The following is a 15,060-nucleotide window of genomic DNA, read 5'->3' as shown; positions in this document are numbered from 1 at the left end:
GACCGGCACCGTCACAGCGCCGGTCGGGGACAGCTTAGCTCCCGGCCGGACGGTCCTCCCCTGCGAATTCGGCAAGGTCGTCCTGGCTTCCGGCGGCATCGTCGTGCCGCTCCGCGGCGGCGTCGGCAGCAGCGGGGGCAGCGTCAACAGCGGCGGCGGCAGCAGCAGCGGCGGCGGGGGCAGCGGCATCGGCCACAGGGGCGACGCCAGGAGCACCGCCCTGCACCCCGCCCGCTTCGAGGAGTTCGGCGTCTGCCTCTGCATCCTCTCCGCGGAACTGGGTCATGTACAGGTCGTAGTACGCGCCGCGGCGAGCGAGGAGCGTCTCGTGGTTGCCCTGTTCGACGATGGCGCCGTTCTCCATGACGAGGATGGTGTGCGCATCCCGGATCGTGGAGAGTCGGTGAGCGATCACGAACGACGTGCGATCGGTGCGGAGGGCCGCCATCGCCTGCTGCACCAGCAGCTCGGTGCGGGTGTCGACCGACGACGTGGCCTCGTCGAGGATCAGCAGCGACGGGTTCGCGATGAAGGCGCGAGCGATGGTGATGAGCTGGCGCTCGCCCGCCGAGACGCTGCCGCCGTCCGCATCCAGCACCGTGTCGTAGCCCTCGGGGAGCTGGCGGACGAAACGGTCGACCATCGTGGCCTTCGCCGCGTCGATTACCTCCTCGTCCGTGGCGTCGAGCCGGCCGTACCGGATGTTGTCGCGGATCGTGCCGCCGAACAGCCAGGCGTCCTGGAGGACCATGCCCACCTGCTCGCGCAGCTCGGCCCGAGACAGCTCCGTGATGTCGATGCCGTCGAGCAGGATGCGGCCGGAGTCGAGCTCGTAGAACCGCATCACCAGGTTGACCAGCGTGGTCTTGCCCGCGCCCGTCGGACCGACGATCGCGACCGTGTGGCCGGGGTCGACGGAGAGCGACAGGTCCTCGATGAGCGGCGTGGTCGACGAGTAGCTGAACGACACACGGTCGAACTCGACGTGGCCGTCCGTGCGCTCCGGCAGTTCCGCCTTGACGTCGTCCGGCTCCTGCTCGTCGGCGTCGAGGAACTCGAACGTGCGCTCCGCGGACGCGACACCCGACTGCAGCATGTTGGCGATGCCGGCGACCTGGCTGATCGGCTGCGTGAACTCGCGCGAGTACTGGATGAACGCCGTCGCGTCTCCGAGGGTCATCTGGCCCGTTGCGACACGGAGGCCGCCGACGACCGCGATCATCACGTAGGAGAGGTAGGAGACGAACGTCATGGCGGGCATGATCGTTCCCGACACGAACTGCGCTCCGAACGAGGCGCGGTACAGCTTCTCGTTGCGGTCGTCGAACTCCGCGAGCATGACCTCGTCGCGACCGAAGGCGCGCACCAGCTCGAGCCCGGAGTACGACTCCTCGATGTGCCCGTTGAGCGTTCCGGTGTTCTTCCACTGCGCTGCGAACAGCTTCTGCGACCGCGAGCCGATGACGCCCGCGATCACGCCGGACAGCGGGAGGGCGATGAGGGCGATCAGCGCAAGCTGCCACGACACGATGAACATCATGATCGTGATGCCGAGCACGGTGAGCACCGACTGCACGAGCTGCGAGAACGCCTGCTGGAGTGCCGCCTGGATGTTGTCGACGTCGTTCGTGACCCGCGACATCAGGTCGCCGCGCTGGCGGGTGTCGAAGTAGCTGAGTGGCAGCCGATTGAGCTTGGTCTCGATGTCGGCACGCAGCCGGTAGACGACGCGCATGACGAGCGCGTTGAGCACGTAGCCCTGCGCCCACATCAGGAACGAGGCGACCAGGTAGATGGCCAGCACGATGAAGATGAGCCGGCTCAGCAGCACGAAGTCGATGCCCTCACCGGGGACCGGCTTGGTGGTGGCGAGCATGTCGGCGAGCTGATCGTTGCCGGCTGCCCGGGCAGCGGCGACCTGCTGGTCCAGCGGAACGTTGGCGGGGAGGTTGGCCCCGATCGCGCCGCGGAAGATCACATCCATCGCCGATCCGAGGATCTTGGGCGCGATCACCGTGAGGATCACCGAGACCACCACGAGCGCGACCACGAACGCGAACTTGACACGCTCCGGCCGGAGCAGGCCGAGCAGGCGGCGCAGCGACGGCCAGAAGTGCTGCGCCTTCTTGGCCGGCGTTCCGCCGAACATGTCGCCGTCGGCCTCCGTCGGCGTGTATTCGAAGTCTTCGACCTCGGGGGCGGTGACATCGTCGCGTTCGAGGACGTCGTCTGCGCGCTTGTCGCGTGCCATCTCAGGCCACCTCCAGGCTCAGCTGTGATTCGACGATCTCGCGGTAGGTCTCGCTCGTTTCGAGGAGTTCGTCATGGGTTCCCCGGCCGACGATGCGGCCGTCGTCGAGCACGATGATGCTGTCCGCCTCCCGGATGGTCGACACGCGCTGCGCCACCACGATCACCGCCGACTCCTTGGTGGCGTCGGCGAGCGCCGCGCGGAGGCGGGCGTCCGTCGCGACGTCGAGCGCGGAGAACGAGTCGTCGAAGAGGTACACCTGCGGCCGGGAGACCAGGGCCCTCGCGATGCAGAGGCGCTGACGCTGCCCCCCGGAGACGTTGGTGCCGCCCTGCGAGATGCGCGCATCCAGGCCGCCCTCCTTGGCACGCACGAAGTCGTCGGCCTGCGCGACGCGCAGCGCTTCCCATAGCTCGTCGTCCGTGGCGTCCGGTCGACCGAAACGCAGGTTGGACCTGATCGTGCCGGAGAAGAGATACGGGCGCTGCGGCACGAGCCCGAGGACGCCGGCGAGCTGCGCCCTGGTGAGCGCGTCCACGCGCACGCCGCCGACCGTCACGGATCCCTGCTGCGGCGTGTAGAGGTTGGGGACGAGATTGACGAGCGTGGTCTTGCCCGCTCCCGTCGAGCCGACGATCGCGGTCATGCTGCCCTGCTCGGCGACGAAGTCGATGGCGCTCAGCACGGGCTTCTCAGCGCCGGGGTAGCCGAAGGTCACTCCGCGGAACTCGACCCGCCCGGACGACGGAAGCGGCGCGTCCCCGGTGGACCCGGCGTCGGACGGCTCGGTGGACAGCACCTCGTCGATGCGCCCGGCGCACACGACGGCACGCGGGATCATCATCACCATGAAGACGCCCATCATGACGGCGGTGAGGATCATGAGGAGGTACTGCAGGAACGCGGTGAGCGAGCCCACCTGCATCTGGCCCGCATCCACTCGTTGCCCGCCGAACCAGAGGACGGCGGCCGTGGCGAGGTGCAGGATGACCATGATGATGGGGAACATCAGGACGAAGATGTTGCCGACCTTGACGGACACCCTGGTGAGCGCGAGGTTGGCCTCTGCGTAGCGCTCTGACTCGAACGGCTCGCGGACGAATGCCCGAATGACCCGGATGCCGACGATCTGCTCGCGCAGCACGCCGTTGACCTTGTCGATGCGCTCCTGCATCTCGCGGAACAGCGGGAGCAGCATCACCACGAGAACGCCGACGACCAGGAAAAGCACAGGCACGGACACCCAGACGAGCCAGGACAGCCCGAGGTCTTCGCGCAGCGCCATGATGATGCCGCCGATGCACATGATCGGGGTGGACACCATGAAGTTGAGCGTCATCAGCACGAGCATCTGCACCTGCTGGACGTCGTTCGTGTTGCGCGTGATGAGCGTCGCCGTTCCCCAGCGTCCGACGTCGAGCGCGCTCAGCGAGTCGACCTTGCGGTACACCTCACGGCGCAGGTCGCGCCCGACCGCCATCGACACCTTGGCGCCGAAGTAGATGCCGCCGACCGCGGTGACCACCTGGGCGAGGCAGACGACCAGCATCGTCATTCCGGTGTTCCAGATGAAGTCGGTGTCGCCGGTGACGACGCCCTTGTCGACGATCTGCGCGTTGAGGCTCGGCAGGTAGAGCGCGGCGATCGTGGACAGCAATTGCAGCACGACCACCCCCACGATGCCCCAGACGTATGGGCGCGCGTGACGCAGGGTCAGACGGAGCAGGATCACAGTTCCCCCAGGTGGCTTTTTCAGTACCTGAGAAGTTTGGCAGACGCCTCCGACATTCGTGACACCGCACCTGAAATTTGCGGCGTCGCATTTTTTCGGCGCCGAAATGCAGGTAAATCGCTGAGCTGAATCGGGAGACTACGGGCGCAGCGCCTCGATCACACCCCGCACCCGCCTCGCCCTGGTGTCGTCGCTCTTCGCGCTCTCGACCGCCGTGGCGTGCGCACGCTGCTTGCTGTACGAGAGGGCATCCCACGCCTTCGCCGCATCCCGGTCGGCTGCAAACGCCGCCGCGAGCTCGGCAGGGACCTCCACGGTGCGCGGGGCGTCGTCGACCTCGAGAGTGACCTCGACCTCATCCCCTGCTCCCCTGCCGGTGGCCGCCCGCGTCTCGGCGTTGAACGAGATGAGGAACCGGCCGCCCATGGATGCGATGGTGTTCCGGTAGGTGTATCCGCCGTCGATGGTGACGACGACAGGCACGCGCTTGCCGCGATCGAAGCCGAGCACGACCTCCTCCGGCACGACGATGCCGACGTTGTTGCCGCCTGCGCCCAGCAGGGTGGTTCTGAAGCTGACCACGGCCATTCCTTTCGTTGCTCAGCTCTTTCGTTGCTCAGCATTCTCGTTGCTCAGCCGTTGCGGGAGCGATCTTCTGCGAGATTACACGCGCCCCCGGTGGCCGCGGGTCAGCGCTCGAGGAACTGCTGCAGGCTGAGCGGGGCCGTGCCCGTGACCTTCTCCACGTCGTCCGTCACCCGCTTCAGCTCGCCGGCGGCGATCGCGGTGTATGTCGACACCCACGCGTCATACTGCCACTGCGGCGCATCCCATTTTCTGCGCGAGGCGTACGCCTCGTCTACGGTCTCGTCGTGGAAGCGCACGGGCGTGCCCCGGTGCGCGGTCAGGATCGCCGCCACCTCGGCCATCGTCAGCGCCTCCGGGCCGGTCAGCTCGTAAGTGATGCCGTCGTGCTGCGCGGGGTCGCGCAGGATCGCGGCGGCGACACGGGCGACATCGAACCGCGCCACGATCGCGGCACGCCCGTCGCCTGCTGGACCGCGGATCACCCCGTCCTCCCCGACCATCGCATCCATGAAGTCGAGGTAGAGGTTGTCGCGCAGGAAGGTGAACGCCATGCCGGACTGCTTCAGGTGCTCCTCAGTGTGGAAGTGGTCGCGGGCGAGCGTGAACGTCGCATCCGGCGCCGCCCCGACGAAGGAGGTGTACACGACGTGGCGGACCCCCGCATCCCGAGCAGCGTCGATGAACGCACGATGCTCGGCCAGGCGCTCGGCGTTCTCGGCGGCAGACACCATGAACAGGGTCTCGACTCCGTTGAGCGCTCGCAGCGACGCCTCCCTGTCCGAGTACGCGAACGGCAGCACCGTGGATGCTGGCAGCTCGGGCGCCCTGGACGGGTCCCGCACCAGAAGGCGCTGCGCCACTCCCGCATCGGCGAGCATCCCGGCGACGTAGCCGCCCAGGATGCCGGTGGACCCCGTGGTAGCGAGGGCCGGGGCGGTGGCGGGCGTGCTGGTGCCGGCGCTGCTGGTGCTCATGGAGCCAGCGTACGGAGGCCGCGGCGGGCACGGAAGGGCGCACTTCGGGGTGAGTGGGTGCACGCGGCCAGAATCGGCGTATCCTCGCGGCATGGTCACCGACGACCCGATCCGCACCGACCCGGAGAACTACCGCCTGCTCTGGGAGAACGAGTTCGTGCGCGTGCTCGACTACACGGACACGCCAGGCGTTCGCACCAACGACCACGACCATCCGAACAGCGTGCTTGTCGCACTGACCGATTTCGACCGGCACCTGCGCACACCTGGCAGGGAACGCTCTGTGCATCTGGATGCGGGCGACGCGGTCTGGCTGCCCGCGCAGCGGCACTCCGGCGAGAACGTGGGTTCGACGCCGACGCACACCATCCTGATCGAGCTCAAAGGGGATGGGGCCGGCGTGGCGAGCACGGAGACCGTGGGGCCGACCGCGGCGGAGTGACGCCGCGGCGACCCCGGTCAGGTCAGGCCGCGTCCCACGCCACCGCGACGTCGAGCACCCAGGTGACGCCGAACCGGTCTTTCAGCATCCCGTATGCGGGCGAGAACACCGATGGGCCGAGGTCTTCGACGATGGTCGAGCCCTGTGCCAGCCTCCCCCACAGGGTGGCGATCTCGTCCGCGGAATCGCTGCGCACCGAGACGAAGACCGACTTCTCCCCCTGGGCGTACGAGGCGCTGGCCGGGACGTCGTACGCCATGATCTGGAAGCCGTCCGCGCCGATGACCTGGCCGAACTTGATCTGATCCGCTTCGGCCGGGGTCTCGGCGGAGTGGGCGTCGGCGTTGCTGACCAGGATGAGCCGGCCGCCGAAGACCGAGTGGTAGAACTCGAGGGCCGCCTTCGCGGCTCCGCGGAAGTTGAGATGGGGTGTGGTCGTGACGGACATGGCTGCTCCTCGCTGATGGTGTGCCCGGACCATCCGGGCGACGCCCACTCTCACAGCAGTAGAGGACAGTTACGGTCCTCTACTCGATCTACGCTGAACCCATGACAGCGACCAGCTCCCGCCTCCTCGTGCTGCTGTCCCTGCTGCAGGCAAGGAGGGACTGGCCGGGGCAGCTTCTCGCCGAGCGGCTCGACATCAGCCGGCGCACGGTGCGGCGCGACGTCGACCGCCTCCGCGAGATGGGCTACAGCATCCGCGCCACCAAGGGGCCGGACGGCGGGTACCGCCTCGCGGCTGGCTCCGACCTCCCTCCCCTTCTCTTCGACGACGACCAGGCGGTCGCGGTCGCGGTCGCCCTGCAGGCGGCGACGGTCAGCGGGGTCGGCATCGAGGAGGCAGCGGTCAGGGCGCTCACCACGGTGCGGCAGGTGATGCCGTCGCGGCTGCGACACCGGCTGGATGCGCTGCAGTTCACTGCGATGCCCAACGCGCTGAACGCCGCCGTCGAGCCGGTGTCGACGGAGGTGCTGGTGGCGGTGTCCGCGGCCCTCCGGGCGCGGGAGACGCTGCGGTTCGACTACCGGGCGGTGGATGCGGCGAGTGCGGCGGCGACGTCGGATGCGGCCCGCCGCGTCGAGCCACACCACCTCGTCGTCTCCGGCGAGCGCTGGTACCTCGTCGGATGGGATCTCGGCCGCGACGACTGGCGCATCTTCCGGGTCGACCGGATCAGTCCGCGCATCCCGAACGGTCGCAGGTTCTCGCCGCGGGAGCTGCCGGGAGGGGATGTGCGCGCGTTCGTGTCCGCCCGGTTCACGGGCTCGGAGACGGCGGACGAGTGGCCGTGCCGCGGCAGCGCGGTGCTGCAGACCTCCGCCGCCGAGGTGCTGCCGTTCGCGGGCGACGCTGTCGTGGACGACCTCGGGGACGGGCGGTGCCGCATCCACGTTGGGTCGTGGTCGTGGGTGGCGCTGGCGGCATCGCTCGGCCGGTTCGACGCGGTGTTGGAGGACGTGCAGCCCAGGGAGCTGCTGGAGGCGTTCGGGGTGCTGGCCGGGCGGTATGCGGCCGCGCAGAGCGGTCGCTGAAACGACAAAACCCCCGCCGAAGCGGGGGCCGTGTCTACTGTCTCAACCAGTGTGCGCCCGGAGGGATTCGAACCCCCAACCTTCTGATCCGTAGTCAGATGCTCTATCCGTTGAGCTACGGGCGCAATGCCTTCGAACATTCCTGCTCGCGGGCCGGATTAGAGCTTACATGACCTCGTCCAGTACCGCCAATTGGCGCTTCAGAGCCACCTGGCGGTACGACGTCTCGATCAATTCTGCGACCTCTTTCCACACCGAATCGGGCGCAGCAGGGTCGATGTCGATGCCCAGCCACCCGGATGCGCCCCAGTACTTCGGGACGAAGAATCGCGGATCCTCATGGAAGGCGCGGGCCTCGTCAGGGTCCGGTTTGAAGACGAGCGAGTACGGTCGGGCGAGTCCGCTTCCCGCGAGGGCGAAGACCTTCTTGCCGGCGCGGAACGTCGGGCGGCCCCACGCCGAGACCTCGACCGCTTCGGGGAAGCGCAGGCAGATGGCGCGCATCCGCGCGACGAACGGGTCGTCAGGTTCGAACAGCTCCGGGTGGTCCATCAGGCGAGGGTACCGCTCAGGCGAACACCTCGTCGAGGAAGCAGACCAGCGCACGCCAGCTCCGCGCATCCGCTGTCGGCCGGTAGCGGTCGGAGCCAGGGATCGTGAACGCGTGCGGGGCTCCCGAGTACGTGGTGACCTGCCAGTCGACGTGCGGGGCTCCGCGCAGTTCGTTCTCGAACGCGACGACCGCCTCCGGAGGGACGACGGGGTCGTCCCCGCCGGTGAGGACGAGGAGGGATGCTGCGATCGCCGCCGCGTCGGACGACTCGTGCGCGATCAGGCCGCCGTGGAACGACACGACTCCCCTGGCCGGCGCGCCCGTGCGCGCGAACTCGATCGCGGCCGTCCCGCCGAAGCAGTAGCCGATCACGGCAAGACGGGCAGGGTCGACGGTGGGGTGCTGCTGCAGCACGGTGAATCCGGCGGCGACCCTCGTGCGCAACAGCGCCAGGTCGCGGTAGTACTTGCCCGCCTCCTCCGACGCCGCCTCTCCCTGCGGGCGCACGCCGACGCCGTACAGATCGGCGGCGAACGCCACATAACCGAGGCGCGCGAGCATCTGGGCGCGCATCTTCACCGTGTCTCCGACGCCGTGCCAGTCGTGCAGCAGCAGGACGGCCGGACGGCGTTCGTCGGCTTGCGCATCCCTGGCCAGATAGCCCTCGAGCGCGACCCCCTCGTGCTCGTAGAGGATGGTCTCCGCCTCGATCACCGTGTGGTCCCTGATCGGCACCTGAGCGAGCAGGGCCTCGTGGGCTGGCGAGAGAGGCGACGGGGAATCGAACGTCACAGCGGGCTCCAGAGTCATTCGCTACACACGCGACGGACGTCGCCTGCGGCCTGGCCTGCTGTGGCTCGAACGCGGAACTGCGCGCGGAAGCCCGAAGGGTGCGGGTCGGGATCCCACGTCGTCAGCCTACCCCGGGTTCCCTTCGCACGCGACGGACGTACGATGGGCGCATGGCCACGGAGTTCAGCAACGAGACGGATGCGAAACGGTACGCGATGCGCATCGACGGCGAGCTGGTCGGCGTGCTCGACTACAGCATTCTGGGCGGTTCGATCTCGCTGACGCGGGCGTTCACCACGCCGGCGAAACGCGGAAACGGGTATGCGGCGCAGCTGGTCGAATACGCCGTGAACGACATCGAGGCGAACACCGAACTGAAGATCGTGCCGATGTGCTGGTACGTCGCCGACTGGTTCGAGGCGCACCAGGAGCGCTCAGGGCTGCTCGCACGCCGGGCCGGCTGAGCGCATGCAGAGCAGAACGGCCGCCAGAGTCACCAGCTTCGGCGACACCGACGGCGTCGCGCTCGTCGACGAGGAAATGCGCGCGCCCCGCGGCACGGAGGTCGCCGTGCGCATCACGCACGCCTCCCTCGGCTCGACCGACGTGCTCGCCCGCCGTGGCGGCTACGTCTTCCAGCCTCTCCCCGGCTTCGTCACCGGCTACGACTTCGTCGGCGTCCTCGAAACCGAGTCTGCCGTCTCCGCGGTGCTCGGGATGCGCGCAGGCGATCGCGTCGCAGGCGTCCTCCCCCGCATGGGAGCGCACGCAACCAGCATCGTGATCCCCGCGACGCTGCTCGCTCCCGTGCCGGACGCACTCGACTCCGCCGTGGCTGCGACGGCGCCGCTGGACCTGATCACCGCCTGGCACGCCCTGCAGCTCGCAGCAGTGGATGCGGGCGGCAGCATCCTCGTGCAGGGAGTCACAGGGCCGGTGGGCTCGTATGCGGCGCAGCTCGCCCAGCGCGACGGGCTGACCGTGTTCGGCAGCGCATCCACCCGATCGCGTGCGGCGGCGGAGGCACTCGGCGTGACCTTCGTCGACTACACCGACCCGCTCTGGGCCGCGCGCGTGAAGAACGCGAGCGGCGGAGGCGTCGACGCCGCGATCGACCACACGGGCTCGCAGGAGGTGCTCGGCGCGCTCGCGCCGCACGGCACTTGGGTGCACACGGCGTTCGTCGGCCGACCGGGGCACGAGCGCGCGGACTCGCTGCTGGGCTCGCTCTCGTCGGCGGCGCATCGCTGGGGCGTGCAGCGGCAGCGCGTGTGCTCGGTGCCCGGTCTCGTCCTGACGAGGCGCGACGACTACCGGCGCGGCCTCACGACGCTGCTCGGGATGCTCGCGGCTGGCGAGCTGACGCCGCTAGCAGTCGACGCCATCCCGTTCGACCGGGTGTGGGATGCGCACAGGGCGGCGGAGAGGGCGGAGCGCGGACGCAAAGTGGTCGTCACGATGCCGGAATGACGCACATGTCCGGGTGCGGGGTCGCACAAAGCCCCCGATGTCGTCGACCGCCCGTCGGCTGATCCCGGCGAGCGCCCCGAGCATGATCGTCAGCGAGCTGTGCTGCTAGTAGAAGTCGACCGTGTTCACCCGGTTGACGAGTGGGTCGCCGTCGAGCAGACGGGTGGCGTTGCCCGCGAAGAGCTCGACGATCCGCCTGTCCTCCTGCGGGTCGAGAGCCGCGGTGTGCGGGCTGAGGATGACGTTGGTCATGGACCACAGCGCGCTCTCCGAAGAGAGGGGCTCCGTCTCGAACACGTCGAGTGCCGCGAAGCCGATCCTGCCTTCCTCGAGGGCCTCGACGAGGGCGCTCTCGTCGACGACGGCGCCTCTGCCGACGTTCACGAATGTCGCTCCATCGCGCATCGCGGCGAATTCGGCACGGCCGATGGAGTGGAACGTGGCATCCGTTCCCGGAAGGGCGACGACGACCGCGTCCGCGCCGGGGAGCACGTCGCGGAGCTTCGCGGGCGGCACGACCGTCGTGACCCCCGGCACCTCGGTCGCGGAGCGATGAACGCCGACGACACGCATGCCGAGCGCCGATGCCTTCCGTGCGAACATCTTCCCGATGTTCCCGAGACCGACGACGATGGCTGTTCGGCCACGCACCGCGCCCATCGGCCACCGTGGTTCCCATTCCCGCCTGGCCTTCGCGGAGAGGAGACGCGGAAGATCCTTGGCCCCGGCGAGCACACCGAGGAGGGCGAACTCTGCGAGTTGATCCGCGTGAACACCTGCGGAGGTGGTGAAGACGATCGACTCGAGTTGAACCGGGGACAGCCCGGCGGCTTTGATCTGAGACCCTCCGCCTGCCGCCATCGTGTGCACCCAGCGCAGCGAAGGATTCGCATCCACCGCACGCCGGAGGGTCGAGGCGGACTCGTCCGGCACCCCGAAGAACACGTCAGCTCGCGACACCAGCGTCTCGAACCGGGACTGCTGCGCGGGACTGCGAGTGAAATCCGGGTCGCCGTGGTGGTCTCCCATCCTCCGTCGGGGCCGCAGAAGGTCCGGTTCCCAGAGCAGGTCGATCCGCGGTTCGAGCTCGGTCATCACCGCGCAGAGCGCTTCGTCGATGCGGTTGGCGATGAACACGCGCAGCCGACCGCTCCGCTCCGTGGCGCTCATGTGCCCGCCACGAGGAGCTCGTGCCGCTCTGCCCTGCGTCTGGCCTGCTCGACAGGGTCTGGGACGGGTGCCGACATCAGCAGTCGCCGAGTGTACGGGTCCGCTGGGGTGGCCGTGATGGCCTCAGCCGAGCCGTGCTCGACCAACTTGCCCCGGTAGAGGACTGCTACCCGATGGCTGATCGCCCGGATGACAGCAAGGTCGTGCGAGATGAACAGGTACGCCACCCCCGTGCTCTCCTGGATCTCCTTGAACAACTCGAGGACGCGGAGCTGCGTCGTGAGGTCGAGCGCGCTCACCGGTTCGTCGCACACGATGAGCGATGGCCGCACGGCAAGGGCGCGTGCGATCGCGATCCGCTGGCGCTGACCGCCTGAGAACTCGCGCGCGACCCGCGAGATCGACCCGGCCGGCAAGTGCACCTGGTCGAGCAACTCCACGATCCTGCGCCTGGCGTCGTTCCTCGTCGCCCCCTGCGCCCGCAACGGCTCGGCCAGGATGTCGCCGATCGACAGCATGGGATTCAGCGACGTGTACGGATCCTGGAAGACGACCTGGATCTGCCTGGCCAGGCTGCGCCGAAGCGCTCTGGTCCGCGATGTGATGTCCTGGCCCCGGAAATGCACCGTACCCGACTCCGGCGTCACCAACCCGAGCACTGCCCGGCCGAGAGTGGTCTTGCCGGAACCGGACTCACCCACCAACCCGAGCGTCTCCCCTTCGGCGATCGAGATGGACACTCCGTCCACCGCCCTGAAACGGGTCCGGCCGCGGGTGTATTCGACGACGACGTCGTCCACGGTGAGCAGTGTCATCGGGCGCCTCCTGAGATCTGCGCGGTCTCCGCGTCGCTGTCCAGTGGCTCGCGCAGGGGCGCGCCCTCCAGAGTGGAGTCGAGCAGACCGCGGGTGTACGGGTGTTGAGGCGAACCGAAAAGCCCGGCTGCGCTCTGGTGTTCCAGGATGAGTCCGTCCTTCATGACGGTGACGGTGTCGCACAGGTCGGCTACCACGCCGAAGTTGTGCGTGACGAGAAGGACGCTGAGGCCGCGCTCGATCTGGATGTCGCGCACCAGGTCGAGGATCTCCGCCTGGACCGTCACGTCGAGCGCGGTCGTCATCTCATCGGCGACGAGCAGGTCGGGATCGCATGAGATCGCCCCGGCGATGAGGACCCGCTGGGCCATCCCTCCACTCACCTGGTGCGGATAGGAACGGAAGACACGCTCGGGATCGGTGATACCGACCCTGGCCAGGAGGTCGAGCGATCGTTTGCGAGCCTCGGAGCGCGACAGCCCGGCGACGCTGCGCAACGGCTCGACCAGCTGACGTCCGATCGTGAACGCTGGATCGAGGTTGCTCATCGGCTCCTGCGGAATGTAGCCGATGCGGCGCCCCAGGATCGAACGGCGTTCGGATGCGCTGAGGCTCCTCAGGTCGGTTCCGGCCAGACGGATGCTCCCGGCTTCGACCGCGCCTCCTCTCGGAAGCAGACCGAGCACCGACAGGACGATCTGCGTCTTTCCGGATCCTGACTCTCCGACGAGTCCGAAGACCTCGCCGCGTGCGATGTCGAAGCTCACGCCGTGCACGACGGTCACGTGGTCGCCGTCGGCTGTCTGGTAGCCGACCTCCAGGTCGCGCACGCTCAGCAGCGCGTCCGTCGGATGCGGTGCGGTCTGCGCCGGCTCGACCGCAGCGCCTGCGGGGACCCGCGGCGCCCTCCTCTTCGGCGGAGCGGTGTCGTTGAGCGCGTCGCGGACGCCGTTCCCGACGAGGATGAAGGAGGCGACGGTCACGCCGATCGCGAGTCCGGGCGGCAGGAATGCGAGGGGGGCGACGAACATGTTCGTGAAGGCGTCCTGCAGCATCCCTCCCCACGTCGGCGTCGCCGGATCGCCGAGACCGATGAATTCGAGCCCGGCCTGTACGACGATGGCGATCCCGCCCACTGTGGCGAACAGAATGATGATCGGTCCACGAACGACGGAGAGGATGTGCCGTCCGATGATCCGTGCGTTCGAAAGCCCGGAGACCTTCGCCGCGTCGACATAGAGTTCGTTCTTCACGGCGATCACCTGATTGCGGGTGACCCTGAAGAAGTTGGGCGCGATCAGCACGCCGAGAACAGCCATCGACAGCAGGATGTTGGGCCCGATGATCGTGAACAGCGAAACGAGCACGAGAGTGCCGGGAAGCACGATCAGGAAGTTGGCGAGCCATCCGCTGACGTTGTCGAGGATGCCGCCGAAGTACCCGGCCAGCAGACCGAAGGTCACGCCGATCACGGCGGCGACGCAGTCCGTGATGAGAACTCCGAGAAGAGTCAGCCTTCCCGAGAAGATCAACCGGCTCACGATGTCGCGACCCGCGCCGTCTCCACCGAGCAGGAACGTGCCTCCTGGAGGCGCGTTGGTGAGTTCGAGCACGGCGCGACTGGGGTCGTGTGGCGCCAGCACAGGTGCGAACACGCTCGCGAGGATGATGAGGAGCAGGACGATACTGGCCGTCATGGCCAGCGGGTTCCTGGTGAAGCGCCAGATCGCGCCGTGGCGTCTGCGTTCGATCGCTGCGATCGGCTGCGTTGTCATCGGATTCTCGCTTTCGGGTTGATCCAGCCGATCACCAGATCGACGATGAGGTTCACGATCACCACGATGATCGACATGGTGATGAGTACTCCCATGACAACGGGACGGTCGCCCTGGATCGTCGCAGTGACCGCGAAGCTTCCGAGGCCTGGCAGCCCGAAGACCCGCTCGATCAGGACGACTCCGCCGAGGAGGCCGATGAACTGGAGCGAGATCACGGTGACCGCCGGTGACGCGGCGTTGCGGAGGACGTGCCGGAGGAGCACGGACCGTTCGGGAAGTCCACGCGCGCGGAGAGTCCTGACGTAATCCTTCTCCAGCACGTCGATCACCGCTCCGCGGATCTGCTGAGCACCTGACGCGACCCCGCCGATCACGAGGGCGATGACGGGGAGGGTGATCGTCTGCAACCAGCCGATCGGGGAGGTGGAGAACGGCACGAAGCCTGTCGCAGGGAACCAATGCAGCGAAACGGCGAAAACCGAGACGAGGAAGAGACCGATCCAGAAGTTCGGAAGCGCCTCGCCGCCGACGGCGAAGAGCTGGATGACCCTGTCGAGCCACCCGCCGCGCACGGCGGCCGTCATGCCGAGCGCGACGCTGACGATGGCGGCCAGCGCGACCGCCACCGCGACGATCGAGAGCGTCACGGCCAGTCGGCTCAGCAGCGCAGGGCCGACGGGGGCCTGGGAGAACCAGGAGACGCCGAAATCGCCGTGGATGGCGTTCCCCAGCCAGGTGGCGTACTGCACCAGGATCGGCTGGTTGAGGCCCAGCTGATCCGAGAGCCCGTCGACCTGGTCCTGGGTCGCCAGTTCGCCGAGGATGTTTCGGGCAACATTGCCGCCTCCGCTGTAGATGAGGAGGAAGGCGACGAACGTGATCGCGAAGAGGAGGACGACCGCGGCAAGCGCTCGCCTCGCGAAGAGCAGGAGCATGGTGATGACTTTCGTTCTGACGGC

15 protein-coding genes and 1 tRNA gene are annotated in these 15,060 nt (G+C 68.1%); 4 read left to right on the top strand and 12 right to left on the bottom strand.

The genetic code is table 11. The features are described from left to right. Positions 1–34: 34 nt before the first annotated feature. From ASE16_RS01395 to ASE16_RS01380, 4 genes are all read right to left on the bottom strand, one after another. Positions 35–2,251, bottom strand: coding sequence for an ABC transporter ATP-binding protein (locus tag ASE16_RS01395; RefSeq protein WP_321164211.1), 2,217 nt, complete (start codon positions 2,249–2,251; stop codon positions 35–37). Between the two features lies 1 nt (position 2,252). Next, positions 2,253–3,983 carry an ABC transporter ATP-binding protein gene (locus ASE16_RS01390; protein ID WP_055889691.1) on the bottom strand — a complete coding sequence of 577 codons (1,731 nt, stop codon included), beginning with the start codon at positions 3,981–3,983 and terminating at the stop codon, positions 2,253–2,255. Positions 3,984–4,121: 138 nt separating this feature from the next. Next, positions 4,122–4,571, bottom strand: coding sequence for a DUF1905 domain-containing protein (locus tag ASE16_RS01385; protein ID WP_055889687.1), 450 nt, complete (start codon positions 4,569–4,571; stop codon positions 4,122–4,124). A 101-nt stretch (positions 4,572–4,672) separates the two neighbouring features. After that, complete coding sequence (locus ASE16_RS01380) at positions 4,673–5,545, bottom strand: SDR family oxidoreductase (protein ID WP_055889684.1); 873 nt, start codon at positions 5,543–5,545, stop codon at positions 4,673–4,675. Positions 5,546–5,636: 91 nt separating this feature from the next. On the opposite strand from ASE16_RS01380, the gene ASE16_RS01375 reads away from it, so the two are divergent. After that, the gene (locus ASE16_RS01375) at positions 5,637–5,987 is read left to right on the top strand and encodes a hypothetical protein (RefSeq protein ID WP_055889681.1); all 351 of its coding nucleotides are present in this window, start codon (positions 5,637–5,639) and stop codon (positions 5,985–5,987) included. Positions 5,988–6,009: 22 nt separating this feature from the next. Here the strand turns inward: ASE16_RS01375 and ASE16_RS01370 are convergent, their stop codons facing one another. Continuing rightward, positions 6,010–6,435, bottom strand: a complete 426-nt coding sequence (locus ASE16_RS01370; protein ID WP_055889677.1) for a VOC family protein — start codon at positions 6,433–6,435, stop codon at positions 6,010–6,012. 101 nt (positions 6,436–6,536) lie between these two features. Between ASE16_RS01370 and ASE16_RS01365 the strand changes: the two genes are divergently transcribed. Beyond that, on the top strand, positions 6,537–7,523 hold the full coding sequence (locus tag ASE16_RS01365) for a helix-turn-helix transcriptional regulator (protein WP_055889673.1): 987 nt from the start codon (positions 6,537–6,539) through the stop codon (positions 7,521–7,523). Between the two features lie 52 nt (positions 7,524–7,575). Here ASE16_RS01365 and ASE16_RS01360 read toward each other — a convergent pair. The 3 genes from ASE16_RS01360 to ASE16_RS01350 all read right to left on the bottom strand — a co-directional run bounded on the left by ASE16_RS01360 (position 7,576) and on the right by ASE16_RS01350 (position 8,868). Then, positions 7,576–7,648 (bottom strand) — tRNA-Arg (locus ASE16_RS01360). 40 nt (positions 7,649–7,688) lie between these two features. Beyond that, on the bottom strand, positions 7,689–8,075 hold the full coding sequence (locus ASE16_RS01355) for an MmcQ/YjbR family DNA-binding protein (protein ID WP_055889668.1): 387 nt from the start codon (positions 8,073–8,075) through the stop codon (positions 7,689–7,691). A 16-nt stretch (positions 8,076–8,091) separates the two neighbouring features. Next, on the bottom strand, positions 8,092–8,868 hold the full coding sequence (locus ASE16_RS01350; protein ID WP_055889666.1) for a dienelactone hydrolase family protein: 777 nt from the start codon (positions 8,866–8,868) through the stop codon (positions 8,092–8,094). 170 nt (positions 8,869–9,038) lie between these two features. Here ASE16_RS01350 and ASE16_RS01345 point away from each other — a divergent pair, with 170 nt between their 5' ends. Further along, positions 9,039–9,332: a GNAT family N-acetyltransferase gene (locus ASE16_RS01345; RefSeq protein WP_055889664.1), complete on the top strand. Its 294-nt coding sequence runs from the start codon at positions 9,039–9,041 to the stop codon at positions 9,330–9,332. A 4-nt stretch (positions 9,333–9,336) separates the two neighbouring features. After that, positions 9,337–10,338: a zinc-binding dehydrogenase gene (locus tag ASE16_RS01340; RefSeq protein WP_055889654.1), complete on the top strand. Its 1,002-nt coding sequence runs from the start codon at positions 9,337–9,339 to the stop codon at positions 10,336–10,338. Between the two features lie 105 nt (positions 10,339–10,443). Here the strand turns inward: ASE16_RS01340 and ASE16_RS01335 are convergent, their stop codons facing one another. From ASE16_RS01335 to ASE16_RS01320, 4 genes are read right to left on the bottom strand one after another with little or no spacing between them, the layout of a single operon-like run. Then, positions 10,444–11,508, bottom strand: a complete 1,065-nt coding sequence (locus tag ASE16_RS01335; RefSeq protein WP_055889645.1) for a D-2-hydroxyacid dehydrogenase — start codon at positions 11,506–11,508, stop codon at positions 10,444–10,446. Continuing rightward, positions 11,505–12,323 (bottom strand): ATP-binding cassette domain-containing protein, encoded by an 819-nt coding sequence (locus ASE16_RS01330; protein ID WP_055889634.1) that lies wholly within the window; start codon positions 12,321–12,323, stop codon positions 11,505–11,507. Before ASE16_RS01330 ends, ASE16_RS01335 begins: the two co-directional genes overlap by 4 nt. Then, the gene (locus ASE16_RS01325; RefSeq protein ID WP_055889632.1) at positions 12,320–14,098 is read right to left on the bottom strand and encodes a dipeptide/oligopeptide/nickel ABC transporter permease/ATP-binding protein; all 1,779 of its coding nucleotides are present in this window, start codon (positions 14,096–14,098) and stop codon (positions 12,320–12,322) included. Before ASE16_RS01325 ends, ASE16_RS01330 begins: the two co-directional genes overlap by 4 nt. After that, the gene (locus ASE16_RS01320; protein WP_055889630.1) at positions 14,095–15,036 is read right to left on the bottom strand and encodes an ABC transporter permease; all 942 of its coding nucleotides are present in this window, start codon (positions 15,034–15,036) and stop codon (positions 14,095–14,097) included. Before ASE16_RS01320 ends, ASE16_RS01325 begins: the two co-directional genes overlap by 4 nt. Positions 15,037–15,060 lie beyond the last annotated feature (24 nt).

Origin of the sequence: Leifsonia sp. Root227 (genome assembly GCF_001428745.1) — a bacterium.
Taxonomy (GTDB): domain Bacteria; phylum Actinomycetota; class Actinomycetes; order Actinomycetales; family Microbacteriaceae; genus Leifsonia.
Note: the sequence above shows the minus strand (reverse complement) of the source record. Positions and strands in the feature narration are given on the sequence as shown.

Bases quoted from the DNA above. Each gene is read 5' to 3' on its own strand.
- ASE16_RS01395 (WP_321164211.1), bottom strand. From the start codon at position 2,251: ATGGCACGCGACAAGCGCGCAGACGACGTCCTCGAACGCGACGATGTC.
- ASE16_RS01385 (WP_055889687.1), bottom strand. From the start codon at position 4,571: ATGGCCGTGGTCAGCTTCAGAACCACCCTGCTGGGCGCAGGCGGCAAC.
- ASE16_RS01380 (WP_055889684.1), bottom strand. From the start codon at position 5,545: ATGAGCACCAGCAGCGCCGGCACCAGCACGCCCGCCACCGCCCCGGCC.
- ASE16_RS01375 (WP_055889681.1), top strand. From the start codon at position 5,637: ATGGTCACCGACGACCCGATCCGCACCGACCCGGAGAACTACCGCCTG.
- ASE16_RS01370 (WP_055889677.1), bottom strand. From the start codon at position 6,435: ATGTCCGTCACGACCACACCCCATCTCAACTTCCGCGGAGCCGCGAAG.
- ASE16_RS01365 (WP_055889673.1), top strand. From the start codon at position 6,537: ATGACAGCGACCAGCTCCCGCCTCCTCGTGCTGCTGTCCCTGCTGCAG.
- ASE16_RS01355 (WP_055889668.1), bottom strand. From the start codon at position 8,075: ATGGACCACCCGGAGCTGTTCGAACCTGACGACCCGTTCGTCGCGCGG.
- ASE16_RS01345 (WP_055889664.1), top strand. From the start codon at position 9,039: ATGGCCACGGAGTTCAGCAACGAGACGGATGCGAAACGGTACGCGATG.
- ASE16_RS01340 (WP_055889654.1), top strand. From the start codon at position 9,337: ATGCAGAGCAGAACGGCCGCCAGAGTCACCAGCTTCGGCGACACCGAC.
- ASE16_RS01335 (WP_055889645.1), bottom strand. From the start codon at position 11,508: ATGAGCGCCACGGAGCGGAGCGGTCGGCTGCGCGTGTTCATCGCCAAC.
- ASE16_RS01330 (WP_055889634.1), bottom strand. From the start codon at position 12,323: ATGACACTGCTCACCGTGGACGACGTCGTCGTCGAATACACCCGCGGC.
- ASE16_RS01325 (WP_055889632.1), bottom strand. From the start codon at position 14,098: ATGACAACGCAGCCGATCGCAGCGATCGAACGCAGACGCCACGGCGCG.
- ASE16_RS01320 (WP_055889630.1), bottom strand. From the start codon at position 15,036: ATGCTCCTGCTCTTCGCGAGGCGAGCGCTTGCCGCGGTCGTCCTCCTC.